Consider the following 23,567-nt stretch of genomic DNA (forward strand, 5'->3'; position numbering starts at 1 on the left):
CGCCATGCGCCGCCGCCCCGTCCTCGCCCTCCTGGCCGCGGCCACCCTCCTCGCCGCGGGCTGCGGCGGGGGTGGCGACGAGGCCTCCGGCAAGCCGCCGGCCGAGCGGCTCGAGGCCGCCCGGGCCGCCCTGGCCTCCGCGAAGTCGGTGTCGCTCGACCTCTCGAGCAAGGGCGTGCCGCCCACCGAGAACGGCGTCAGCGCGGCCAAGGGCGAGGGCGTCGTCGACGGCACCGAGCCGAAGTTCAAGGGCACCATCACCGGCACGGTGCGTGGCGTCGCGGCGACCATCGACGTCATCGCGGTCGGTGACGACGCCTACCTCAAGCTCTTCACGCCCGACTTCGAGAAGTTCGACCTCTCGACCCTCAACGCCCCGAACCCGGCCGGCTTCTTCGACCCCGCCACGGGCATCGCCGGCCTGCTGCCCGTGACCCGGTCGCCGAAGGCCGGCGGGGAGGTGCGCGCCGGCAAGGAGGTGCTCACGCAGGTCTCCGGAACCCTTCCGGCACAGCGGATCTCCGACCTCTTCCACCTCGGTGACGGCACCGGCACCTACCGTGTCACCTTCGGGCTCACCGACGCCGACCAGCTGCGCACGGCCACCCTCGTCGGGCCGTTCTTCGACGGCGGGGACTCCACCTACACGCTGACGCTCACCGACTACGGCAAGCCCGTTGCGATCACCCGCCCCTAGGGCGCTGCTCGGCGCGGCCTCCGTCGCCGTCGCCCTGGCCGCGGCCGACACCTACGTCGTCGTGCTGGCCCTCACCGACATGATGCGCGGCGTCGGGGTCGGCATCGACTCCCTGCAGCGGGCCACCCCCATCGTCTCCGGGTTCCTCCTCGGCTACGTCGCCGTGCTGCCCCTCGTGGGACGGCTGGCCGACCTCGTCGACCGGCGCCGCGTGCTGCTCGGGTGCCTCGCCGTCTTCGTCGTCGGCTCGATGGTCACGGCGCTCGCCGTCGAGCTGCCGGTGCTCGTCACCGGCCGGGTCGTGCAGGGCGTCGGCGGCGGTGGGCTCGTCCCGGCCACGCTGGCCCTCGTCGCCGACCTCTGGCCGGCCGGCCGGCGGGGCGTCCCGCTCGGGGTCGTCGGCGCCGTCCAGGAGCTCGGGTCGGTGCTCGGGCCGGTCCTGGGTGCGGCGGTGCTCGTCGTCGCCGACTGGCGGGCCATCTTCTGGCTCGGGGCCCTCGCCGGGGTCGTCCTCGCCGGGGCCGTCGTGGTCACCGGGGGCGGCGGGGTGCAGCGCCCGAGGGTGCTCCCGGCGGTGCTCGGGGCGCTCGCGGTGGCGACCGGCTGGCTGGCGCTCGCCGCCCCGGAGTCCCTCGTGACGAGCGTCGACCTCGGCGTGCCGTTCGTGCCCTTCGGCGACGCGACCTCGCGGCTCGCGACGCCGATCGGGGTCGTGGCCGCGGTCCTCACGGTGCTGGCCCTCGGCGCGACGATGCGCGGTCGCTGGGCGGCGCTGCGACGGGTCGACCTGCTCGGTGCCGCGCTCGTCGGGGGCGCGCTCGGCGCGGTGGTCCTCACCTTCGCGGCGGCCGATCCGGAGCGCGAGGTCGTCGGGCCGCTGGGGTACGCCCTCCTGCCGGTCGCGGCCCTGCTCGTCGCCGCCTACGTCGTGCACCACCGACGGGCGCTCTCACCGCTGGTCCCGCGCGGGCTGGTGCGGGGGCGGCTCGTCCGCGCACTCGGTGTCTCGCTGCTCGTCGGGGTCGCGCTCGTGGCCGTCGTCGTCGACGTCCCGCTCCTCGCCCGCCTCGTCCCCGCGACCGAGGGTGGCGACACCATCGGGCAGAGCGAGGCGGCCCTCGTCCTCGTCCGCTTCCTCGTCGCCGTTCCCGTCGGGGCGCTCGCCGGGGGCTGGCTGCTGCGCCGGGCGGGGGCGGGTGTGGTCGCCGGTGGTGGACTCGCCCTCACGGCAACGGGACTCGGCGTCATGTCGACGTGGGACGGCGCCTCGCTGGAGCACTGGACCTCGACACCGGTGCTGGCCGTCACCGGCCTCGGCATCGGGCTGGCGCTGGCCCCCGTCAACGACGCCGCGCTCGCCGAGTCGTCCGACGACACCCACGGCACCGCCTCGGCCCTCGTCGTCGTCGCGCGGATGGTCGGGATGGTCGTCGGGCTGGCGCTGCTCACCGCCGTCGGGCTGCACGCCTACTACGGAGCCGTCGCGGCGCTGCCCGACCCGACCGACACCGACGCCCTGCGCGCGGCCGCCGTCGTCCAGGTCTCGTCGGTGTTCCGCGGCGCCACCGGGGCGGCCGTGCTCGGGGCCCTGCTCGCGCTGACCCTCGGCCGGAGCACGACACGGTCGGCGGCCACCGTCCCCGGGGGTTGCCGGCGGCTCGGCGCGGGTAGCGTCGGCGGCATGGCGACCACGAGCGAGCTCCTCCTCGACGTCCTCGACCGCGTGCGCGAGACCGTGCGCGGCCTGCTCGACGACATCCCCGAGGAGCGGCTGTCCGAACCTCCCGTCGACGGCGCCAACACCGTCGCCTGGCTGGTCTGGCACCTGACACGGGTCCTCGACACCCACGTCGCGGACGCCTTCGACCGCGACGTCGTGTGGACGACCGACGGCTGGTACGACCGCTTCGCCCTGCCGTTCCCGGCCAGCGCGCACGGGTACGGGATGGACTACGACGACGTGCTCGCCGTCCGGGCCTCGGCCGCCGACCTGCGCGGCTACTTCGACGCGACGGTCGCCCTCGTCGCCGACGCCCTCGGGACGGTGACCGACGCCCACCTCGACCGGGTCGTCGACGAGGACTGGGACCCGCCGGTGACGCTCGGGGTCCGGCTGGTCAGCGCGCTCAACGACGCGACGCAGCACGTCGGGCAGGCGGCCTACGCCGCCGGCATCCTCACCCGTCACTGACCGGTGCCCGAGCTTCCCGAGGTCGAGTCGGCCCGGTCCGTCATCGACCGGGGAGGCCTGCACCGCACCATCATCGGCGTCGACGACTCCGACACGTGGGAGTGCCGGCCGCACCTGCCCGGCGAGATCCGCGACGCCCTCGTCGGGCACCGGCTGACCGCGGCACACCGGCGTGGCAAGTCCATCTGGTGCGACGTCGGCGGTGACGGGTCGCCGACCCTCGGCATCCACCTGGGCATGAGCGGGCGCATCCTCGTGAGCGGTCCGGGTGGCACGGCCGAGGGCGGGGACTACCAGGGCACCGGCCGGCGGGCCGACCCCGCCCGTCGCCGCGAGGAGTGGTTCCGCTTCACCCTCGAGTTCGAGGACGGCGGGGCGCTGCGGCTGCTCGACCCTCGGCGGCTCGGGCGGGTGCGGCTCGACCCCGACGTCGACGCGCTCGGGCCCGACGCCGCCGAGGTCGGGCGCGAGGAGTTCCGCGAACGGGTCGGGCGCGGGCGGCTGCCCGTCAAGGCCCGACTGCTCGACCAGTCGAGCATCGCCGGGGTGGGCAACCTGCTCGCCGACGAGGTGCTGTGGCGGGCCCGGCTCGACCCGCGGCGGCCGGCGGGGGAGCTGAGCGTCGAGGAGCTCGACGGGCTGCGGCGGCAGGTGCGCGCGGCCGTCCGCTCGGCGATCCGGCACGGCGGCGTGCACACCCTCGAGGTCGTGGCGCACCGCGGGCCGTCGGGGCACTGCCCGCGCTGCGGCGCCGAGATGCGCCGGGCGACCGTCGGCGGCCGCACGACGTGGTTCTGCCCCCGCGAGCAGGTCTGAGCCCGCGCGCCCCCGCCCCGTTTCGCCACCAGGAGGCTTTCCTGGCGTCGGGGTGGGGGTGCTGGCCCCCGTTTCCCCGCCAGGAGGCTTTCCTGGCGTCGGGGTGGGGGTGCTGGCCCCCGTTTCCCCGCCAGGAGGCTTTCCTGGCGTCGGGGTGGGGGTGCTGGCCCCCGTTTCCCCGCCAGGAGGCTTTCCTGGCGTCGGAGTGGGGGTGCTGGCCCCCGTTTCGCCCCCAGGAGGCTTTCCTGGCGTCGGGGTGGGGGTGATGGCCCCCGTTTCCCCGCCAGGAGGCTTTCCTGGCGTCGGAGTGGGGGTGCTGGCCCCCGTTTCGCCCCCAGGAGGCTTTCCTGGCGTCGGAGTGGGGGTGCTGGCCCCTGTTTCTCCGCCAGGAACCCTTCCTGGCGTCGGGGGTGGGGTCAGCGAGATCGGGTGGGCCCGGGGCCGCCGCAGGTCAGGTGCGGCCGCAGGTCAGGTGCGGCGACGGACGCGCGGACCGGACCCCTCGCCGTCGACCCCGACGGGCACCGGCAGGGGCGCGACCCCGGTGAGGCACTTGCGGTAGTGGAGGTGACCGTCCCAGCGCGCCAGCTCGTCCCAGAGCGCGGCGTGGGCGGCCCAGGGCAGCGGCTCGGCGCCCTCGCGCCACGAGGCGCCGAAGGAGACCCAGACCGGCACCCACTCGGCGGCGTGGTCCCACGCCCCACGGCGCGCCTCGAGCACGCGGCGCCGGTACTGCGCGGCCTGGCGCGGGCCGTCGGCGCAGATGGGGCGGTCGCCATCGGCCACACCCGCAGGTCGAGGTGCATGAGCGACACCTCGAGGGCGGCGAGCACCGTCGGGTCGACGAGGACCGTCGCGACGTTCTCGTGGGGGCGGCGACTCATCCCGGCACGGTAGCCCCGACCCCCGACGTCCGTCAGCCCCCGGCCCGCCGGTTCGACGCGCCCGCTCAGCCGTCGAGCTGGACGACGACCGGCGCGTGGTCGCTCGCGCCGGTGCCCTTGCGCTCCTCGCGGTCGACGGCGGCGCCGGCCACCCGGGCGGCGAACGACGGCGAGCCGAGCACGAAGTCGATGCGCATCCCGCGCTTCTTGGGGAAGGCGAGGCGCTGGTAGTCCCAGTACGTGTAGGCGCCGGGGGTGTGCGGCCGCACGACGTCGACGAAGCCGGCCTGGAGGAACGCCGAGAACGCGGCGCGCTCGGGCGGGCTGACGTGCGACTTGTCGAGGTAGTACTCCATCGACCAGACGTCCTCGTCGCGCGGGGCGATGTTCCAGTCGCCGCAGAGGGCGACGGGGGTGCCGTCGGCGGCCCACTCGACGGCGCGGTCGCGCAGTTGCCCGAGCCAGGCGAGCTTGTAGGCCATGTGCGGGTCATCGAGGGCGCGGCCGTTGGGCACGTAGACCGACCAGAACCGGACGCCCCCGCAGGTCGCCCCGATGGCCCGGGCCTCGGGGGCCAGCGGCTCGCCCCAGCCCGGGTCACCGTCGAACCCGACCTGCACGTCGTCGAGCCCCACCCGGGACAGCACGGCCACGCCGTTCCACTGGTTGAGCCCGTGGTGGGCGACCTCGTAGCCCAGCGCCTCGAACCGGTCGAACGGGAACTGGTCCTCGCGGGCCTTGGTCTCCTGCATGGCGAGCACGTCGACGTCGGTGCGCCGCAGCCAGTCCTCGACGCGGTCGATGCGGGAGCGGATGGAGTTGACGTTCCAGGTGGCGATGCGCACCTCGCAACCCTAACGAGCACCACCGACGCCGCCCGGCGGGGCGGCGACACCCCACCCGACCGGTCCTAGGGTCTGGGGATGACCACCGCCCTCGTCACCGGCGCCTCGGCCGGCATCGGCCGCGCCTTCGCCGAGCGGCTGGCCCGCGAGGGCCACGACCTCGTCCTCGTCGCCCGCGACCGGGCCCGCCTCGAGCGGCTCGCCGGCGAGCTGCACGCGAGGCACGGCACCGCCACGGAGGTGCTCGTCGCCGACCTCGCGGACCGGGCACAGACCGAGGAGGTGTGCCGCCGGCTCGCCGACCCGCAGCGGCCGGTCGACCTGCTCGTCAACAACGCCGGCTTCGGGCTGCACCGTCCCTTCCTCGACAACGACCTGGCCCAGGAGGAGGCCGCCCTGGACGTCATGGTCCGGGCCGTGCTGCTCACCTGCCACGCCGCGGGCCGGGCGATGCGCGAGCGCCGCCGCGGCACCATCGTCAACATCAGCTCGGTCGCCTCGTTCATGGCCGACGGCACCTACGCGGCCGAGAAGTCCTTCGTCACGGTCTTCAGCGAGGCCCTCGCCGGCCAGCTGCGGGGCACCGGAGTCACCGTCACGGCCGTCTGCCCCGGCCTGACCCGCACCGAGTTCCACGAACGGGCCCGGATGACCCTGCCCGGCGTCCCGCACGGGATGTGGCTCGACGCCGCCGAGGTGGCCCAGCAGGGGCTGGCCGACGCCGCCGCGGGCCGGGTCGTCTCGGTGCCGGGGCCGCAGTGGAAGGTCGCGGCACTCGTCGTCCGCGCCCTGCCGCGTCCGCTCGTGCGCGGGGGTGCGAGCCGGCTCGTCGCGGCCCTGCGTCGCCGCTGAGGTCCGCGCCCCCGGTATCAGCGGGGGCGCCCCCTCGCTCCTCCCCGATGACCCGCACCGCGCGGGCCGACGAGGGAGGACCCCATGGCACTGAACTGGAAGTCGCTGGCGAAGCTCGGGCTCATCCCGCCCGAGGCCTGGGACGCGGTCATCCCGCACGGGCACCTGCTCGCCCGGGTGGGCGGTCACGACGCGGTGGCGCTCAACCCGCAGCCGATCCCGCCGCTGGAGGCGCGGACGGGGGCGGACCTCATGCGCGGCGTCCTGCTCACCTCGATCATCATCGTGGGCGGCAAGGACGGCGGCGCGCGGGCCCTCCTCGAGGAGGTCGACGACTGGTGCGGTACGGGCTGGCCCCGGCGCTGGCCGTGGCCGACCCCGCCGAAGGGCTGGGACGACGGCCAGGTCTTCGCGGCCGCCGCCGTGACCGCCGCGGGCCTCGCGGCGCAGTACGACCACGACGCGGACATGCAGGAGGCGCTCGGCAAGGCCGCCGAGATGCTCATGGACCGGGCGGCGGGCTGACGACGGTCCCCGCCGCCGCTGGGCCCGGCGCGGGCCGGCCGCCCCTCCGCGGCCGGCCCGGGTCGGTGCTCAGTCGATGTCGAAGATCGAGTGGGCGTCGTAGAAGTGCAGGACGTACCGGCAGCGGGTGCACACGAGCAGCGTCATCCGGTGCGAGGTGAAGCCCCAGCGCGAGTCCTGCCGGGACTCCTCGCGCTGGAAGTCGGTGTTCGCGCAGAGGGGGCAGCGGAGCTCGGGGGCGTTGGGGGCTGCGTCATCGGGGCTCCTCGGGTGGTCGGTCATCCTCCGACGGGCCCGTGGGGCTCCGGGTTCCGGGCCGTCGGCCCGCGGTCTCCCGCGCCGCGGCCCTATCCGTGCGGGCCACCCGGACGTACCCTCGGGGGGTGCGACCCGCCGCCGAGACGGCGGTGCTCCGGGAGTACCGCCACCTGCTGCGCACCGGCCCTGTCGACTGGCAGGAGACGGCGCACCGCCACGCCCTCACGGCCCTCGGGTCCGCCGCGCGCACCCAGCTCCTCGGCGAGGTCCACCGGCTGCTGCTCGTCGGCACCCGGCTGCACCCGGACGACGTCCACGAGGTGGCCCGGCTGCTCGTGCTCGCCGAGCGGCACCGGCCCCGCATCCTCCTCGACGGCATGCGCCCCGACCTGCTGCGCCTGCTGGCCCGGGCCGTCGTCGGCAGCCCCGCCGGAGCCACCCTGGCCGTGGGCCGCGAGCTGTGGGACGGCACCGACCCGCTGCCGCCCGTCGCCCACGACCCTCCGGGTCAGGACGGCGTCGGCTGGTCCGGGGAGTGGGGCACCGGGGTGACCTCGCCCGACCTGGGCGCGGCCTTCTACGGCTCCGTGCCGCCGCGCCGCCGCCGCTGAGCCCGGGCGCGAGCCCGTCGGCCCGCCGGACGGGGTGGGCTGCCGGCCGGTCCCAGCCCCTACCGTGGTGCCCGTGACCGACATCGCCGCCGACCGTGCCCGCCTCCTCGAGATCGTCCGCGCCCGGGCCGTCGTCCACGGCCGCGTCACCCTCTCCTCCGGCACGGAGGCCGACTACTACGTCGACCTGCGCCGCATCACCCTCGACGGCGAGGCGAGCCCGCTCGTCGGCCGGGTGATGCTCGACCTCGTCGCCGACCTCGAGTTCGACGCCGTCGGCGGGCTGACCCTCGGCGCCGACCCCGTCGCCACGGCGATGCTCCACGCCCGCGCGGCGGCCGGTGGGCGCCTCGACGCCTTCGTCGTCCGCAAGGCCGGGAAGGCGCACGGGCTGCAGCAGCGCATCGAGGGGCCGTCGGTCGAGGGCCGTCGGGTCCTCGTCGTCGAGGACACCTCGACCACCGGCGCCAGCCCGCTCGACGCCGCGCAGGCCGTCCAGGAGGCCGGCGCCACGGTCGTCGCCGTCGCGACGATCGCCGACCGCGCCACCGGGGCCGCCGAGCGGTTCGCCGAGGCGGGGCTGGAGTACCGGCACGTGTTCGGGCTCGCGGACCTCGGCCTCGCCTGAACCCAGGCCCTACGATCGACCCAGCCGCCAGGACCCGGAGGACCGTCTCGTGATCGCCACCATCGTCGTCGTCGTCATCCTCGTCGTGCTCGTCCTCTGGGCGGTCTCGGCGTACAACGGCCTCATCAAGCTGCGGAACCTCGTGCAGGAGGCCTGGCGCCAGATCGACGTCGAGCTGACCCGCCGGCACGACCTCATCGGCAACCTCGTCGAGACGGTCAAGGGCTACGCGGCCCACGAGCGCGGCACGCTCGAGGACGTCGTGAAGGCCCGCTCGGCGGCGATGGCGCCCGGCCAGTCCCCGGCCCAGCAGGCCGAGAGCGAGAACATGCTCAGCCAGGCGCTCGGGCGGCTGCTGGCCATCGTCGAGGCCTACCCCGACCTCAAGGCCAACCAGAACTTCCTCGCCCTCCAGAACGAGCTGACCTCCACCGAGGACCGCATCGCATCGGCCCGCCGCTACTACAACGCGACCGTGCGCGACCTCAACACCAAGGTCGAGACGGTGCCGACGAACATCGTCGCGAACCTCTTCACGATCGACCGCGCCGAGTACTTCGAGGCCGTCGGCGAGCAGCGCGAGGCCCCGAAGGTCGACTTCGGCCAGCGCGACGCGACCATCCCGCCGTCGAGCGGGTACCAGCAGCAGCCCGGGGCCCCGGAGGGCACGGGGGCGAGCACGCCGCCGGCACCGGGCACCCAGGCCTGACCGTGCGCGGCCGGGGTGCTGCGGGCGCGGGGATCCTCCTGGCCGTGGCGCTCCTCGCTGCGTGCAGCGCGGACGACCCCTCCGACGACCCCGTGGTCACCGCGACCGGGTCACCGACCACCAGCGCGAGCCGGACCCCGGAGCCCACCTCCACACCGACGTCGTCCCCGACGACGCCGGGACCGCCCGACCCCGGCGACGCCACCCGGGTGTCGGTGCGGGCGTTCGCGACCCCGTCAGGCAACATCCGCTGCTCCGTCGAGGACGACGGCGACGGCGGCCTCGTCGACTGCGTCATCACGAGCACCGCGTTCCCGCTGCCGTCGCCCTCCGAGCCGTGCGACGTCGACTGGTCCGCGAACGAGGTCACCCTCCAACCGGGCCGGGTGCCGTCGATGGGCGTCTGCCGTGGCGACCCACCGCCCGCCTACCTGCACCCCGAGCGCACGACCCTGGCGTACGACACGCTCACGGTGGTCGACGACTTCCGGTGCCTCAGTCGGCGCAGCAGCCTGACCTGTTGGCACAGCGGGTCGGGGCACGGGTTCGAGCTCGCCCGTGAGGCGTTCACGCCCTTCTGACCGGCCGGGCCCGGCGCTGTCGGGGGTGGCGGGGGTGGCCGTCGGTCCCCTGCGCCCCTTGACCGTCGAGGTCCGGGGGTCGCAGGCTGGTGCCCCGCGACGGAGGGGGCTCGGCATGGGCAGGCTGGTCTACGGGGCGAACATGTCGCTCGACGGCTTCCTCGAGGACGCGTCGGGGTCCTTCGACTGGTCCGTGCCGGACGAGGAGCTGCACGAGTTCTGGAACGAGCACGAGCGCGGCATCGGCACCTCCCTCTACGGGCGTCGCATGTACGAGTCGATGCGCGTCTGGGAGGAGGACGAGTGGCTGGCCGGCCACGCCCCGATCGTCCGCGAGTACGCGGGGATCTGGCGCGACACCGACAAGGTCGTCTACTCCACGTCGCTCGAAGAGGTGTCGACCGCGCGCACGAGGATCGAGCGGAGCTTCGACCCCGAGGCGGTCCGGGTCCTCGTCGAGGCCTCCGCCGCCGACGTGAGCATCGGTGGCGCCGAGATCGCCACCGAGGCCTTCCGGCACGGCCTCGTCGACGAGTGCGTGCTGCTCGTGCACCCGGTTGTCGTCGGCGGGGGCAAGCCCGCGCTGCCCCGGGGGGTCCGGCTCGACCTGCGGCTGCTGGAGCAGGGGCGGATGGGCAGCGGCGTCGTCCACGTGCGGTACGGGGTCGGCTACCCCGCCTGAGCCCGGCGCGACCGGCCGACGGCCCGGCCGCGGCTCAGCCGTCGGTGGGCTCGGCCGGGAGGACGAGGGAGTAGACGTTGTAGGCGCGCGCGCCCTCGGGGTGCTCGCGCCGCGCCCGGCCACGGTGCCGGCGCACGACCTCGTGGAGGTCCTCGCGCAGCCGGCGCTCCTCGTCGTCGGTGAGCCACAGGCGCCCGCGTGAGGTCATGCCGTGGCTCTCGCCGTCACCCACCGCGTCGACGAGCCGGTCGAGGTCGTCCTCGAGGTCGGCGAACCAGGTGTGGACCGACGCGCGGCTCGTCGCGACCCCGGCGCCGCGGTGGGCCTCCGGGGTGATGTTGATGGCGTGGGCCGTTGCGCGCCACGGCCGTTCGCGCCCGTCCGCGCTCTCGTCGCGCTCGACGATGCCCCACTTCTCGAGGGCGCGCAGGTGGTAGCTCATCGCCGAGGGGGTCAGCCCGCACAGGCGCGCGGCCTCGGTGGCCGTGAGGACCTCGCCCGAGAACAGCTCGGTGATGACGTGCTGGCGCGCCGGGTGGGCCAGGGCCCGCAGCGCCCGGGGGTCGGTGATCCGCAGCTCGGAGCGGTCGGGCGCGGCCATGGTCCCGATGCTAGTTGACCGGGGCTGATGTGAAGGGTTACCTTCACATTTGTGAAACAGATGCTTCGGAACTACCGCGAGGTGCTGTCGGTGCGCGCGGTGCGCACCGTGCTCCTCGCCGCGGCCGTGAGCGTCGCCGGTGACTCCGCGGCGATGGTGGCCCTGCTCCTGCGGGTTCACGGCTCGGGGGAGGGGCCGTGGGCGGTGGCGCTGTTGCTCGGCGCGTTCGCCCTGCCCGTGGTCCTGACGATGGGGGTCGCCGGGGCGCTGGCCGACCGGGCCGACCCCCGGCGGCTCCTCGCGGCGACCGGTCTGGTCCAGGCCGCGGCGGCCGGGGCCCTCGCGCTCGTCGACGGGCTCGCCGCGACGCTCGGCCTGGTCCTCGTGCTGCAGACCGCGTTCGCGCTCGGCAACCCGGCATGGTCGGCGGTGCTCCCGCGCCTCGTGCCGGAGGGGACGGCCGGGCGGGTCGTCGCCCTCCAGCAGGCGATCCGCGGGGTCGCCGGTCCGGCCGGTGCGGGCCTCGGCGGCGTGCTCGTCCAGTGGCGCGGACCGTCGGCGGCGCTGGCGCTCGACGCCCTCTCCTTCCTCGCGCTCGCGGCGGCGGCGATCACCCTCGGGCGGGTCGCCCGCCAGGCCCGGGAGACCGGACCCTCCGCCCCGGGCGGGCCGTCCGCCCGCCCCGGCTGGACCGCGACCCTCCTGCCCCGCGACGGCGTCACCGCCCTGCGGGCCGACCCCGTGCTCGCCGTGCTCGTCTGGGCCCTGCTGCCCCTCGTGGTGACGCTGGAGTCGGTCAACGCCGTCGAGGTGTTCATGCTGCGCGACGTGCTCGGGGCGAGCCCGGTGCAGTTCGGGCTGGCCGAGGCCGTGCACGGGGCCGCGGCCGTCGTGGGGGCGGTCCTCTCCGGGGCGGCGACGACCCGCACCTCCCGGGTGTGGCTCGTGCTCGCCGCGATCGCCCTCATCGGTGTCGGGCAGACCGGCCAGGCCCTGGTGCCGGGCTACCTCGGCTACGTCGCCCTCGGGCTGGGGCTCGGGCTGGTCCTCGGGGTCGTCAACGCCCTCGTCTTCGGCCTGCTCCTCGACGAGCTCGAGGCCACCCACCGCGGAGCCGTCGTCGCGCTGGTCAGCGGCCTGTCGCGGGCGGCGGGGGCGCTCGCCCTCGTCCTCGGTGGCGCCGTCGGGACGCTCGCCGGCCCGCGCGCCGCGTACCTCGTGGCCGGGGTCGGCACGCTGCTCGTCGCCGCCGTGGCCGCCTGGCGCGTCCGCCGCGCCGCCGGTGCCGCGCTTCCGGAGCCGGCGCTGCGCCCCTGACCCCGCTCGGTCGAGGTGAAAGCGGGCCGTCTCGTGGTCCGCTTTCACCTCGAACCCGAGGGGTCGGCGGGTCCACCGGTCGGTGGACGTGACGTCCACCGCCCGGGCGTCGCGCGAGAAGGCCGACGCGAGCAGGCTGGAGGCATGAGCACAGCGATCCGCCTCCGCGGCCTCACGAAGTCCTACGGCGAGCACCGCGCCGTCGCCGGTCTCGACCTCGACGTCGAGCTCGGCGAGGTGTTCGCCCTCCTCGGCCCGAACGGCGCCGGGAAGACGACGACCGTCGAGATCCTCGAGGGGTTCCGCGACCGCGACGGCGGCGAGGTCGCCGTCCTCGGCACCGACCCGCACGGCGCCCCGCTGCACTGGCGCGACCGCATCGGCATCGTCCTGCAGAGCAGCGGCGGCCTCGACCTGCTGACGCCGCGCGAGATCCTCCGCAGCACCGCCCGGTGCTACCGCGCCCCGCGTGACGTCGACGAGGTGCTCGACGCGACCGGGCTCACCGAGAAGGCCGACGACCGCGTCGTCGGGCTCTCCGGGGGCCAGCGGCGCCGGCTCGACGTGGCCCTGGGCATCGTCGGCCGCCCCGAGCTGCTCTTCCTCGACGAGCCGACGACCGGCTTCGACCCGCAGGCCCGGCGCGACTTCTGGGGGCTCATCCGCAGCCTCGCCCACGACGGCACGACCATCCTCCTCACGACGCACTACCTCGACGAGGCCGAGCAGCTCGCCGACCGCGTCGGCGTCATCGCCGGAGGACGGCTGCTCGCGCTCGACACCCCGGCCGACCTCGGCGGCCGCCAGCAGGAGGAGGCCACCGTCTCCTGGGAGGAGGAGGGCACGCGGCGCAGGGTGCGCACCGCGGAGCCGACCGCGGAGGTCGCCCGGCTCGCCGCGCGCTTCCCCGGTGAGGTCCCCGAGCTGACCGTCTCCCGCCCCTCGCTCGAGGACGTCTACCTCGAGCTCATCGCCCCGCACGTCACCGACGAGACCACGGAGGTCCCCGCATGAACGCCCTCGCCCTCGGCCTCGACCGCACGCGCCTCGAGGTGAAGATGTACTCGCGCGAGAAGGAGGCCGTCTTCTTCAGCTTCCTCTTCCCGATCCTCCTGCTCGCGCTCTTCTCGGTGATCTTCTCGAGCCAGTTCGAGGGCGGTGACAACGGTGGGATGACCGCCGCGCGCTACTTCCTCCCCGGGATGGTCGCGGCCGGCGTCATCCTCACGAGCTTCCAGACGATGGCCCTCTCGGTGGCCACCGAGCGCGACGACGGCTCGCTCAAGCGGCTGCGCTCGACGCCGATGCCGCCCGTCGCGTACTTCCTCGGCAAGGTCGGCCTCGTCGCCGTCACCTCGGTCGTCCAGCTGGCCATCCTCCTGCTCGTGGCGCGCCTCGCCTTCGACGTCCCACTGCCGTCGGGCGCCGGTCGCTGGGCCCTGCTCGCGGGGGTCTTCTCGCTCGGCCTCGTCGGGGGCACCGTGCTCGGCATCGCCTACTCGTCGCTCTCGACCGCCCGCTCCATCGGCGCGGTCGTCATCGGCCCGCAGCTGGTCCTGCAGTTCATCTCCGGCGTCTACATCGCCTTCACCGACGTGCCGCAGTGGCTCCAGCAGATCGCCTCGCTCTTCCCGCTCAAGTGGATCGCGCAGGGCATGCGCGCGGTCTTCCTGCCCGACGGCCTGGCGCAGGCGGAGATGGCCGGCTCGTGGGAGCAGGGCCGGGTCCTCCTCGTCCTCGCGGCGTGGGCGGTCGGCGGGCTGGTCCTCTGCGTGACGACCTTCAAGTGGTTCAAGCGCGGATCGGTGTGAGGCGCGGTGCCGGTGGCGCGGGCGGTGCAGGATGAGGCCATGAGCGAGGTCGACTGCCCAGAGCCGGGCACCTCGAGGGCCGAGTTCCACGCCATGTGGCGTCGGCAGGAACCGTTCTGGCACGGGGCCTTCGCCGTCGTGTGGGTCTCGGCGGTCGTCGTCGCCGTCCTCGACGAGCGTGGCCCCCACGGCCTCTGGCCCACGCTCCTGCTGCTCCTCGCCATCGCGGTGGCCTACGCGACCCTCGGGGTGCGGGGCATCCAGCAGCTTCGGGGCGCCGGGGTGGCCTACCAGGTCATCGCCTGGTCGCTGCTCCTGGCGATCCAGCTGGTCGACCCGGGCACCGAGTCGTGGATGCTCTTCTTCATCCTCTACCCGCAGATGTGGGCGATGCTCGAGGTCCGCTCGGCGGCCGTGGGGACGCTGCTCACCCTCGTGACCTTCGGTGCGGTGCGGTTCTGGCAGAGCGGTTTCGACTCCGAGGCGCTGGGCGCCATCCTCATCAGCTCGGTGATCTCGTTGGGGATCTCGATGGCCCTGGGGATCTTCATCAACCGCATCGTCGACGAGGCGCAGTCCCGCGCCGAGACCATCGACGAGCTGCGCGCGACCCAGGCCCGACTGGCCGCGGTCGAGCGCGACCGCGGCGTGCAGGACGAGCGCGAGCGCATCTCCCGCGAGATCCACGACACCCTCGCCCAAGGCTTCACCTCGGTCGTCACGCTCTCCCGGGCCGCCGAGTCCGCGCTGGCCCGCGGCGACGCCGACACCGCCCGCGAGCGGCTCGCGCTCATCGAGCGCACGGCCGTCGACAACCTCGCCGAGGCCCGCCTCATCGTCGCCGAGCTGACCCCCGGGCACCTCCAGTCGCGCACGCTCGTCGAGGCGATGCAGCGGCTGGGCGCCGCCGTGAGCAGCGAGACGGGGCTGCACGCCGACGTCTGGGTCGACGGCGAGCCGGCGCCCCTGGGAGGTGTCGCCGAGGTCGTCCTCCTGCGCACGGCCCAGGAGGCGCTGTCCAACGTGCGCCGGCACGCGGCGGCGGCCCGGGTCGACCTCGCCCTGGCCTACGAGCCGCAGCGCGTCGTCCTCACCGTCACCGACGACGGGCGCGGCTTCGACCCCACCGCCGACGCCCACGGCTTCGGGCTCGACGGGGTCCGGGCCCGGGCCGCCCAGATCGGTGGCGCGGTGGGGCTGACGAGCGCGCCCGGCGCCGGCACGACCCTGCGGCTGGAGGTGCCGCGGTGATCCGGCTGCTCGTCGTCGACGACCACCCCGTCGTGCGGGCGGGGATGGTCGCGGTGCTCGGGGAGGAGCCCGACCTCGAGGTCGTCGGGGAGGCCGGCAACGGGGCGGAGGCGTTGGCGCTCGTGCCGCGGCTGACACCCGACGTCGTCCTCATGGACCTGCGGATGCCGGTGATGGACGGCGCGGAGGCCACCGCGCGCCTGCGGTCGATGGCCGGAGCCCCCCACGTGCTCGTGCTCACGACCTACGACACCGACGCCGACATCGTGCGGGCCGTCGAGGCCGGCGCGCGCGGCTACCTGCTCAAGGACGCGCCGACGTCGGTGCTCACCGACGCGATCCGCCGGGCGGCCCGCGGCGAGACGGTCCTCGCGCCCCCTGTGGCGGCCCGGCTCGCCGACCGGCTGCGCACCCCGGCCGGCCCGGAGGTCACCGGGCGCGAGGTCGAGGTGCTGGCCCTCGTCGCGCGCGGGCTGTCCAACGCCGAGGTCGGACGTGAGCTGTTCATCGGCGAGGCCACGGTCAAGACCCACCTGCTGCGGGCCTTCGCCAAGCTGGGGGTCCAGGACCGCACGGCCGCCGTCGCCGAGGCGCACCGGCGCGGGCTCATCGACCTCGGCTGAGGGACGGGGTCGAGCCCGGTTCCGCCGGTCGAGCCCGCTGCAGCGGGCTCGACGGCCAGGAGCCGGCTCGACGTCACCGGCCGGGTCAGGGGCGCTGCTCGACGTCGTCGATGACGTCGTCGGACTCCTCGAGGACCTCGGCGCGCGACATCCCGGCGGAGCGGCGGTGCCGGAGGTACTCGACGAGCACCGGGAGCACGGACACGGCGACGATGGCGAGGATGACCACCTCGAGGTTGTCCTTGACGAAGGCCACGTTGCCCAAGAAGTAGCCGGCGAGCGTGACGATGCCGACCCACAGCGCGGCACCGACGGCCGACCACGTGAAGAAGTGCCGGCGCTCCATCCGCCCGATGCCCGCGACGACGGTGATGTAGGTGCGCACGATGGGCACGAAGCGGCCGAGGACGAGGGCCTTGGCGCCGTACCGGTCGAAGAACTCCTCGGTCTTCTCGAAGTACTGGCGCTTGATGATGCGTCCGTCGCGGTGGCGCAGCGGTGCGCCGAGCCCGCGCCCGAGCTCGTAGCCCACGACGTTCCCGGCGAAGGCCGCGACGAAGAGCGCCGCGAGCGCCAGGACGAGGTTGACGTCGAGCTGGCCGCTGGCGACGAAGAGCCCCACGGCGAAGAGCAGCGAGTCACCGGGGAGGATCGGGAAGAAGAGCCCGCACTCGACGAAGACGATGGCCAGCGAGAGCCAGAAGAAGGCCGACCCGTAGGTGTCGAGGAGGTACTGGGGGTCCATCCAGTTCGGCCCGAGCGCGTGCATCACGGGTCCAAGGGTAGGTGGCCGGGGCGCCGCGCCGCCCGCGCCCCGCCCTGTGCAGATCCTGTGAGGGCCGTCCGCCGACGTGTGCGCCACGGATCCCGTCGCCATGTGGGACGTGCGCGACGCGATCCGTCCCGACGGTCTACGGTGTCGCCCAGATCGCGTGGTGGCCCTCCGCGCGCCCGGACGAAAGCACTGCCATGACCCGACGCCCTCGCCTCGTCGCCCCCGTCCTCCTCCTCGCCGCCCTCGGCCTCGCGGCCTGCGGCGCACCGGTCGACGAGCCCGCCGCCTCCACCACCCCGAGCACGAGCGGCTCGGCCGACGCGCTCGCCGGCTGCACGCCGGACACGCTCAAGACCGTGACGGGCGGCAAGCTCACCGTGGGCACCGACAAGCCGGCCTACGGCCCGTGGTTCTCCGACGACGACCCGAGCAACGGCAAGGGGTACGAGTCGGCCGTCGCGTACGCTGTCGCCGAGAAGCTCGGGTACGCCAAGGACGCCGTGACCTGGGTCGTCGTGCCCTTCAACACCGCGATCGCGCCGGGGCCCAAGACCTTCGACCTCGACCTCAACCAGGTGTCGATCAGCGACGAGCGACGGAACGCCGTCGACTTCTCCTCCGGGTACTACGACGTGCGCCAGTCGGTCATCACCTACAAGGGCAGCCCGATCGACGGCAAGACCACGGTCGCCGAGCTCAAGAGCGCCAAGCTCGGCGCCCAGGTGGGCACGACGTCGTACACCGCGGCGACGAACCAGATCGCGCCGACCGAGGACGTCGCCGTCTTCGACACCAACGACCTCGCCGTGCAGGCGCTGAAGAACAAGCAGATCGACGGAATCGTCGTCGACCTGCCGACCGGCTTCTACATGACGGCCGCCCAGCTCGACGACGGCGTCATCGTCGGCCAGCTGCCGGCGACCGGGGGCACCGAGCAGTTCGGCGCGGTGCTCGACAAGGGCAGCCCGCTCACCCCGTGCATCTCGGCGGCCGTCGACGCGCTGCGGGCCGACGGCACCCTCGACACGCTCGTCGGCGAGTGGCTCTCGACGCAGGGCGCGCCCGAGCTGTCGTGACCGCGGCCCCCGCGAGCCGTCCCCCGGTGCCCTCGTGGCCCCCGGGCGGACGGGCAGCCGTCGGCGCTCGAGGTCGAGCGGCGTCGCTACCGGCGCGGCCGGGCGGCGCGCTCCGCGGTGGTGTCCGCGGCATCCACCGTGCTGCTCCTCGGGGTCGTCGTGGCCCTCGTCGTCACGTCGCCGGGCTGGCCGCGGGTCCGCGAGACCTTCCTCGACCCGCACAAGGCGGTCGAGGCCTTCCCGGCGGTCCTCGAGGGGCTCTGGCTCAACATCCGGGTCATGCTCGTCTGCGGCGTCCTCATCGCGGTGGTCGGGCTGACCCTGGCCGTGATGCGCACCGTCCGCGGCCCGGTCGCCTTCCCGCTCAGGCTGTTCGCGACGGCGTACGTCGACCTGTTCCGCGGCCTGCCGCTGCTGCTCGTCCTCTTCGTCCTCGGCTTCGGGGCGCCGGCGCTGCGGCTGTCGGGCCTGCCGTCGTCGGCCCTGTTCTGGGGGTCGTGCGCCCTCGTGCTGTCGTACTCGGCGTACGTCGCGGAGGTGTTCCGCGCGGGCATCGAGTCGGTGCACCCGTCGCAGCGCGCGGCGGCCCGCTCGCTCGGGCTGTCCTACGGCCAGACGATGCGGCACGTCGTCCTGCCGCAGGCCGTCCGGCGGGTCGTGCCGGCGCTGATGAACGACCTCGTCTCGCTGCAGAAGGACTCCGGCCTCATCGCCGTCCTCGGGGTCATCGACGCCATCCGCGCGGCCCAGATCGAGACCGCCCTCGACTTCAACTTCACGCCCTACGTCGTCGCCGGGGCGCTCTTCGTCTGCCTGACCATCCCGATGGCGCGCTTCACCGACCACGTCGCGCGCAAGCAGGGGTTCCACGGCGCCGGGGGCCACCTGTGAGCCTCCACGCCGCCGGCCGGGAACCGGTGCTGCGCCTCGAGGGGGTGCGGAAGTCGTTCGGGGACACCGAGGTCCTGCGCGGTCTCGACCTCACGGTGCACGAGGGGCAGGTCGTCGTCCTCATCGGGGCGAGCGGGTCGGGCAAGTCGACCCTGCTGCGCTGCGTCAACCTGCTCGAGGTCGTCGACGACGGCCGGATCACGCTCGAGGGCGACGACGTCACCGACCCGCGCGTCGACGCCGACGCCGTCCGGGCCCGGATGGGCGTCGTCTTCCAGGCCTACAACCTCTTCCCGCACCTGTCCGTGCTCGACAACATCACCCTCGCGCCGGTCCGCGTGCACAAGGTGCCGAAGGCCGAGGCCACGGAGCGCGCGATGGCGATGCTCGAGCGGGTCGGGTTGCCGGAGAAGGCATCCGCTCGACCGGACGACCTCTCCGGGGGCCAGCAGCAGCGGGTGGCGATCGCCCGCGCGCTGGTCAACCAGCCGCGGCTCATGCTCCTCGACGAGGTCACCTCGGCCCTCGACCCCGAGCTCGTCGGCGAGGTCCTCGACCTGCTGCGCGAGCTCAAGGACGAGGGGATGACGATGGTCCTCAACACCCACGAGATGGGGTTCGCCCGGCAGGTCGCCGACACCGTGTGCTTCCTACACGGCGGCGTCGTCCACGAGCAGGGGCCGCCCGCACAGGTCCTCGACGACCCACGCCAGGAGCGCACCCGCCGCTTCCTCGCCCGCGTGCACGCCTAGCCTCGGGTCCGTGGAGGAGCGTCCGGAGGCCGAGGTCGGGGTCGGCCCGTGGGAGGGTCCGTGGCCCGAGGGCGCGCACTGGGACCCCGAGCTGCTGCGCGACGGCGACCGCCGCAACGTCGTCGACCGGTACCGGTACTGGTCGATGGAGGCCGTCGTCGCCGACCTCGACACCCGCCGCCACCCGTTCCACGTCGCGATCGAGAACTGGGGCCACGACTTCAACATCGGATCGGTCGTGCGGACCGCCAACGCGATGGGCGCCGCCGCCTTCCACGTCGTCGGCCGGCGGCGGTGGAACCGGCGGGGCGCGATGGTCACCGACCGGTACCAGCACGAGCACCACCACGCCGACGCCGCGGGGCTCACGGCATGGGCGGCGACGGCCGGTCCGGACGGAGGGCGGCTGCCGCTCGTCGGCATCGACAACCTGCCGGGGTCGGTGCCGCTGGAGACCCACGACCTGCCGCGCGCGTGCGTCCTCGTCCTCGGCCAGGAGGGGCCCGGGCTGACCCCGGCGATGCAGGAGGCCTGCGACGTCGTGCTCCACATCGCGCAGTTCGGCTCGACCCGCTCGGTCAACGCTGGGGCCGCGGCGGCCGTCGCGATGCACGCCTGGGTCCGACGGCACGTCTTCGACCAGCACCCGTGACCCCCGCGGGCCGGCACCCGGAATAGCGCCGGCGTCCCGGCCGCTGGACCTCGGGTGAGCACCCCCGCGCTGTCCGTCCTCGACCTCGTCCCCGTCCGGTCCGACCAGCTGACCTCCGACGCCGTCGCCGCCACCCGGTCCCTGGCCCGGGTCGCCGACGGGCTGGGCTACCGCCGGTACTGGCTCGCCGAGCACCACAACATGCCGGCCGTCGCGGCGACCAACCCGCCGGTGCTGGCCGCCGTCGTGGCCGCGGCCACCGACCGGATCCGGGTCGGCTCCGGCGGCGTCATGCTGCCCAACCACGCACCCCTGGTCGTCGCCGAGCAGTTCGCCCTCCTCGAGGCGGCCTTCCCCGGCCGCGTCGACCTCGGCATCGGGCGGGCGCCGGGCACCGACCCGGTCACCGCCTGGGCGCTGCGCAGCGGCACGGGCCAGGCCGACGGCGACGCCGTCGACCGCTTCCCCGACCACGTCGACGCCGTCATCGCGATGATGTCGCCCGCCGGCGCCGCCCTGCGCCTCGCGACCGGCGACCACGTCCTGCGCGCGACGCCGCGCGCCGCCTCGGTGCCGACGCTCTGGCTGCTCGGCTCGTCCGACTACTCCGCGCGGCTGGCCGCCTCGCGTGGGCTCCCGTACGTCTTCGCCTCGCACTTCTCCGGGCGCGGGACGGCCGAGGCGCTGGCCCTCTACCGCGGCGGGTACCAGCCGTCCGAGGAGCACCCCGAGCCCCGGACCCTGCTCACCGCCAACGTCGTCGTCGCCGAGGACGCCGCCGTGGCCCGCCGCCTCGCGCTGCCGAACATCCGCTCCATGGTCGCGCTGCGCACCGGTCAGCCGCTCGCGCCGCTCGCGTCGGTGGAGGAGGCCGAGGCCCGTCCGCTCCCCCGGCCCACGAGGCCCTGGCCGAGGAGATGCTCTCGCGCTGGCTCGTCGGCACCCCCGACGACGTGGCGGCCCGCCTCACCGCGCTGGCCGCCGAGCACGGCGTCGACGAGGTGATGGTCAGCCCGGTCGCCGGCGCCCTCGCCGGGACACCGGTCGACCGCTCGCCCGCCCGCGAGGAGACCCTCCGCCTGCTGGCCACCGCCCTCGCCTGAGGGGCCCCGCTCAACTAGGTTCGGTGGACCTGTCGAATCGTGGCCCGCTCGCGCGTCACGGGGGTGAGGTCGCAGTCGCGGCCCGGGACCGAAGGAGCAGCAGATGACCGAGTACGTCGTCCTCATCGTCGGCGACGCCGACCGCTGGTGGACCACCATGGACGCCGACCAGCGCACCGCCGGCTACGCCGAGTACACCCGCTTCGGTGAGGAGCTGGGTCGTCGGGGCACCGCATCACCGGTGGCGCCGAGCTGCACGCCACGAGCGAGGCCAAGCGCATCCCGGGCGGCGGCGGACCGGTCACCGACGGGCCGTTCGCCGAGACCGCCGAGCAGGTCGGCGGCTTCTACCAGGTGGAGACAGACGACCTCGACGACCTGCTCGAGTGCTGCCGGATCATCGCGGCGGTGGGGACTCCGTCGAGGTCCGCCGGACGGTGCAGCCCGAGGACCGGCCCGCATGAGCCGCCACCTCGTCCTGCTGCCCGCCCCGAGGCCGAGTGGGCCCTGCTGCCGCCGGAGGAGCACGAGAAGGGGATGCGCTCGCACGGCCAGTTCCACCGCGACCTCGCGGCCGGCGGCCACCGCATCCTCGCCGCCGGCCCGCTCACCCCGTCTGCCGAGGCGACCTCGATGCGTCCCGACGGCTCGGGCGGCGCACTGGTCACCGACGGCCCGTTCACCGAGTCGGTGGAGCAGGTCGTCGGGTTCTTCCTCCTCGAGACCGACGACCGGGCCGACCTCGTCCGCATCCTCACCGAGTTCGCCGCCCGCGGTGAGCTGATCGAGCTGCGCGACATGGTCGCCGACGACGAGCACGACCACGGCGCGTCGTGAAGCGCTACCTCGTCCTCATCGCCTACGAGCCGGGGGACTGGGAGCACGTCGACGAGGACACACGCCAGGAGGTCTTCACCGCCCACCGCGCCTTCGAGGCCCACGTCGCCGAGCACGGCGAGAAGGTCGCGGGCGCCGCGCTCGGTGACGCCGACACCGCCACGACCCTGCGCGGGCCCGAGCGGACGGTGACCGACGGGCCGTTCGTCGAGTCCGTCGAGCAGGTCGGCGGCTACTACGACGTCCGGCTGCCCGACCTCGACACCGCCATCGCGGCGGCCCGGCTGCTGCCGGCGTCGTACACGGTCGAGATCCGGCCGGTCGTCGGCGTCGAGGGGTACGACGAGGCGTGACCCCCGACGAGGTCCTGGCCACCACCGTGCGCGAGGAGTGGGGGCGGCTCGTCGCCCTCCTCCTCGGCCGGTTCCGGCGGCTGGACCTCGTCGAGGACGCCCTCGGGACGCGGTCGAGGCGGCCGCGCGCCGCTGGCCCGCCGACGGCGTCCCCGACTCGCCGGCGGCGTGGCTGCACACCGCGGCCCGTCGGCGGCTGCTCGACCGGCTGCGGGCCGAGGCGATGGCGGCCCGCAAGGCACCCCTGCTCGTCGTCGACGCGGACCCGGAGGGAGGTGCGGGCGTCATGGCCGACCCCGGCGACCTCGTCGAGGACGACGTGCTGCGTCTCGTCCTCATGTGCTGCCACCCGGCGCTCGGGCCCGAGGTGGCCAGCGCCCTCGCCCTGCGCCTCGTCGTCGGTGTCTCGACCGCCGACATCGCGCGGCTCTTCCTCGTGCCCGAGCCCACGATGGCCGCGCGGATCACCCGCGGCAAGAAGAAGATCGCCGCGGCCGGCATCCCGTTCACGGTGCCGGCCGCCGACGACCTGCCCTCGCGGCTGCGGGTCGTCGCCCAGACCGCCTACCTCGCCTTCACGGCCGGGTACGCGCCCGGCTCCGGGCCCGACCTGCTGCGCGCCGACCTCGCGGGCGAGGCCGTGCGGCTGGTCCGCGTGACCCTGGCCGTACGGCCCGACGAGGCGGTGCTGCGGGCGCTGCTGGCCCTCGTCCTGCTCCAGCACTCGCGGCGGGACGCCCGGGTCGGCGCGGACGGCAGCCTCGTCCTCCTGCCCGACCAGGACCGCTCCCGGTGGCACCGCGGCGAGGTCGACGAGGCGGTGCGGGTGCTGGCCGGGCTCGGGCCGTCGGCGGACCTGCTCACCGAGTCCTACCGCCTCCAGGCCCTCATCGCCGCCGAGCACGCCCTCGCCCCCGCGGCGGCCGACACCCGGTGGGACCGGATCTGCGCGGCCTACGACGCCCTGGCCCGGGTCAGCCCGTCCCCGATGGTCAGGCTCGCCGCCGCGGTGGCCGTCGCCGAGCGGGACGACCCCGCGGCAGGACTGGCCGCGCTCGACGGGCTGGACGCCGAGCTGCCCGGGAGCCATCGGCTGCCCGCCGTCCGCGGTGAGCTGCTGGCCCGGCTGGGCGACGACCGTGCCGCCATCGCCGCGCTCGACGAGGCGATCCGGCTGTGCGGCAACGAGGTCGAGCGCGCCCACCTCATCGAACGCCGGGACGGCCTGGCGTCCGACTGACCCGAG

27 protein-coding genes and 2 pseudogenes are annotated in these 23,567 nt (G+C 74.9%); 24 read left to right on the forward strand and 5 right to left on the reverse strand.

From position 1 onward, the window contains the following. Positions 1-4 precede the first annotated feature (4 nt). Genes G7075_RS18460 through G7075_RS18475 form a run of 3 tightly spaced genes read left to right on the forward strand, consistent with a single transcriptional unit; the run spans position 5 to position 3,704 of the window. Positions 5-697, forward strand: coding sequence for an LppX_LprAFG lipoprotein (locus G7075_RS18460; protein ID WP_166123917.1), 693 nt, complete (start codon positions 5-7; stop codon positions 695-697). Then, on the forward strand, positions 678-2,888 hold the full coding sequence (locus G7075_RS18465) for an MFS transporter (protein ID WP_371814119.1): 2,211 nt from the start codon (positions 678-680) through the stop codon (positions 2,886-2,888). The genes G7075_RS18460 and G7075_RS18465 overlap by 20 nt, the downstream gene beginning before the upstream one ends. A gap of 3 nt (positions 2,889-2,891) precedes the next feature. Further along, complete coding sequence (locus tag G7075_RS18475) at positions 2,892-3,704, forward strand: Fpg/Nei family DNA glycosylase (RefSeq protein ID WP_166123918.1); 813 nt, start codon at positions 2,892-2,894, stop codon at positions 3,702-3,704. A gap of 468 nt (positions 3,705-4,172) precedes the next feature. On the opposite strand, the gene G7075_RS18480 is transcribed toward G7075_RS18475, so the two are convergent. Both G7075_RS18480 and G7075_RS18485 read right to left on the reverse strand, forming a co-directional pair. Beyond that, positions 4,173-4,490, reverse strand: coding sequence for a hypothetical protein (locus G7075_RS18480; RefSeq protein WP_166123919.1), 318 nt, complete (start codon positions 4,488-4,490; stop codon positions 4,173-4,175). 163 nt (positions 4,491-4,653) lie between these two features. Then, the gene (locus G7075_RS18485; protein ID WP_166123920.1) at positions 4,654-5,433 is read right to left on the reverse strand and encodes an exodeoxyribonuclease III; all 780 of its coding nucleotides are present in this window, start codon (positions 5,431-5,433) and stop codon (positions 4,654-4,656) included. 78 nt (positions 5,434-5,511) lie between these two features. On the opposite strand from G7075_RS18485, the gene G7075_RS18490 reads away from it, so the two are divergent. Then, positions 5,512-6,285: an SDR family oxidoreductase gene (locus tag G7075_RS18490; RefSeq protein WP_166123921.1), complete on the forward strand. Its 774-nt coding sequence runs from the start codon at positions 5,512-5,514 to the stop codon at positions 6,283-6,285. 84 nt (positions 6,286-6,369) lie between these two features. Continuing rightward, positions 6,370-6,810 (forward strand): hypothetical protein, encoded by a 441-nt coding sequence (locus G7075_RS18495; RefSeq protein ID WP_166123922.1) that lies wholly within the window; start codon positions 6,370-6,372, stop codon positions 6,808-6,810. A 69-nt stretch (positions 6,811-6,879) separates the two neighbouring features. Here the strand turns inward: G7075_RS18495 and G7075_RS18500 are convergent, their stop codons facing one another. Next, on the reverse strand, positions 6,880-7,092 hold the full coding sequence (locus G7075_RS18500; protein WP_166123923.1) for a hypothetical protein: 213 nt from the start codon (positions 7,090-7,092) through the stop codon (positions 6,880-6,882). Between the two features lie 101 nt (positions 7,093-7,193). On the opposite strand from G7075_RS18500, the gene G7075_RS18505 reads away from it, so the two are divergent. The 5 genes from G7075_RS18505 to G7075_RS18525 all read left to right on the forward strand — a co-directional run bounded on the left by G7075_RS18505 (position 7,194) and on the right by G7075_RS18525 (position 10,279). Then, complete coding sequence (locus G7075_RS18505; protein WP_166123924.1) at positions 7,194-7,679, forward strand: hypothetical protein; 486 nt, start codon at positions 7,194-7,196, stop codon at positions 7,677-7,679. Positions 7,680-7,752: 73 nt separating this feature from the next. Next, positions 7,753-8,307 (forward strand): orotate phosphoribosyltransferase, encoded by a 555-nt coding sequence (gene pyrE / locus G7075_RS18510; protein WP_166123925.1) that lies wholly within the window; start codon positions 7,753-7,755, stop codon positions 8,305-8,307. Between the two features lie 49 nt (positions 8,308-8,356). Then, entirely contained in the window at positions 8,357-9,016 is a 660-nt protein-coding gene (locus G7075_RS18515) for a LemA family protein (protein WP_166123926.1), read from the forward strand. Between the two features lie 44 nt (positions 9,017-9,060). Continuing rightward, a complete protein-coding gene (locus tag G7075_RS18520) occupies positions 9,061-9,597 on the forward strand; it encodes a DUF6636 domain-containing protein (RefSeq protein ID WP_166123927.1) in 537 nt (178 codons plus the stop codon). A 115-nt stretch (positions 9,598-9,712) separates the two neighbouring features. Further along, complete coding sequence (locus tag G7075_RS18525; RefSeq protein WP_166123928.1) at positions 9,713-10,279, forward strand: dihydrofolate reductase family protein; 567 nt, start codon at positions 9,713-9,715, stop codon at positions 10,277-10,279. Between the two features lie 34 nt (positions 10,280-10,313). On the opposite strand, the gene G7075_RS20465 is transcribed toward G7075_RS18525, so the two are convergent. Continuing rightward, entirely contained in the window at positions 10,314-10,880 is a 567-nt protein-coding gene (locus G7075_RS20465) for a helix-turn-helix transcriptional regulator (RefSeq protein WP_205860570.1), read from the reverse strand. Between the two features lie 60 nt (positions 10,881-10,940). On the opposite strand from G7075_RS20465, the gene G7075_RS18535 reads away from it, so the two are divergent. From G7075_RS18535 to G7075_RS18555, 5 genes are all read left to right on the forward strand, one after another. Next, positions 10,941-12,197: an MFS transporter gene (locus G7075_RS18535; RefSeq protein WP_240918081.1), complete on the forward strand. Its 1,257-nt coding sequence runs from the start codon at positions 10,941-10,943 to the stop codon at positions 12,195-12,197. A 144-nt stretch (positions 12,198-12,341) separates the two neighbouring features. Continuing rightward, on the forward strand, positions 12,342-13,211 hold the full coding sequence (locus G7075_RS18540) for an ABC transporter ATP-binding protein (RefSeq protein WP_166123930.1): 870 nt from the start codon (positions 12,342-12,344) through the stop codon (positions 13,209-13,211). After that, on the forward strand, positions 13,208-14,008 hold the full coding sequence (locus G7075_RS18545) for an ABC transporter permease (RefSeq protein ID WP_166123931.1): 801 nt from the start codon (positions 13,208-13,210) through the stop codon (positions 14,006-14,008). The genes G7075_RS18540 and G7075_RS18545 overlap by 4 nt, the downstream gene beginning before the upstream one ends. A gap of 39 nt (positions 14,009-14,047) precedes the next feature. Further along, a complete protein-coding gene (locus G7075_RS18550) occupies positions 14,048-15,259 on the forward strand; it encodes a sensor histidine kinase (RefSeq protein WP_166123932.1) in 1,212 nt (403 codons plus the stop codon). Further along, positions 15,256-15,882, forward strand: coding sequence for a response regulator transcription factor (locus tag G7075_RS18555; RefSeq protein WP_166123933.1), 627 nt, complete (start codon positions 15,256-15,258; stop codon positions 15,880-15,882). The genes G7075_RS18550 and G7075_RS18555 overlap by 4 nt, the downstream gene beginning before the upstream one ends. 85 nt (positions 15,883-15,967) lie before the next feature. Here the strand turns inward: G7075_RS18555 and G7075_RS18560 are convergent, their stop codons facing one another. Further along, entirely contained in the window at positions 15,968-16,651 is a 684-nt protein-coding gene (locus tag G7075_RS18560) for a VTT domain-containing protein (RefSeq protein ID WP_166124508.1), read from the reverse strand. Positions 16,652-16,851: 200 nt separating this feature from the next. On the opposite strand from G7075_RS18560, the gene G7075_RS18565 reads away from it, so the two are divergent. The 9 genes and pseudogenes from G7075_RS18565 (at position 16,852) to G7075_RS18600 (ending at position 23,561) form a co-directional block, all read left to right on the forward strand. Further along, entirely contained in the window at positions 16,852-17,733 is an 882-nt protein-coding gene (locus tag G7075_RS18565; protein ID WP_166123934.1) for an ABC transporter substrate-binding protein, read from the forward strand. 120 nt (positions 17,734-17,853) lie between these two features. Next, a complete protein-coding gene (locus tag G7075_RS18570; RefSeq protein WP_371814120.1) occupies positions 17,854-18,624 on the forward strand; it encodes an amino acid ABC transporter permease in 771 nt (256 codons plus the stop codon). Beyond that, the gene (locus G7075_RS18575; RefSeq protein ID WP_305849793.1) at positions 18,621-19,376 is read left to right on the forward strand and encodes an amino acid ABC transporter ATP-binding protein; all 756 of its coding nucleotides are present in this window, start codon (positions 18,621-18,623) and stop codon (positions 19,374-19,376) included. Before G7075_RS18570 ends, G7075_RS18575 begins: the two co-directional genes overlap by 4 nt. Positions 19,377-19,386: 10 nt before the next feature. Then, entirely contained in the window at positions 19,387-20,028 is a 642-nt protein-coding gene (locus G7075_RS18580) for an RNA methyltransferase (protein ID WP_166123936.1), read from the forward strand. 54 nt (positions 20,029-20,082) lie between these two features. Next, a pseudogene (locus G7075_RS18585) lies at positions 20,083-21,131 on the forward strand (LLM class flavin-dependent oxidoreductase). A gap of 279 nt (positions 21,132-21,410) precedes the next feature. Continuing rightward, positions 21,411-21,467, forward strand: a pseudogene (locus tag G7075_RS23185) (hypothetical protein); the annotation flags it as partial. 18 nt (positions 21,468-21,485) lie between these two features. Then, the gene (locus G7075_RS18590) at positions 21,486-21,968 is read left to right on the forward strand and encodes a YciI family protein (RefSeq protein WP_166123937.1); all 483 of its coding nucleotides are present in this window, start codon (positions 21,486-21,488) and stop codon (positions 21,966-21,968) included. Beyond that, on the forward strand, positions 21,965-22,321 hold the full coding sequence (locus tag G7075_RS18595; protein ID WP_166123938.1) for a YciI family protein: 357 nt from the start codon (positions 21,965-21,967) through the stop codon (positions 22,319-22,321). Before G7075_RS18590 ends, G7075_RS18595 begins: the two co-directional genes overlap by 4 nt. Positions 22,322-22,544: 223 nt before the next feature. Then, positions 22,545-23,561, forward strand: coding sequence for an RNA polymerase sigma factor (locus tag G7075_RS18600; RefSeq protein ID WP_240917751.1), 1,017 nt, complete (start codon positions 22,545-22,547; stop codon positions 23,559-23,561). Positions 23,562-23,567: the final 6 nt, after the last annotated feature.

Source organism: Phycicoccus sp. HDW14, assembly GCF_011383005.1.
GTDB lineage: Bacteria > Actinomycetota > Actinomycetes > Actinomycetales > Dermatophilaceae > Phycicoccus.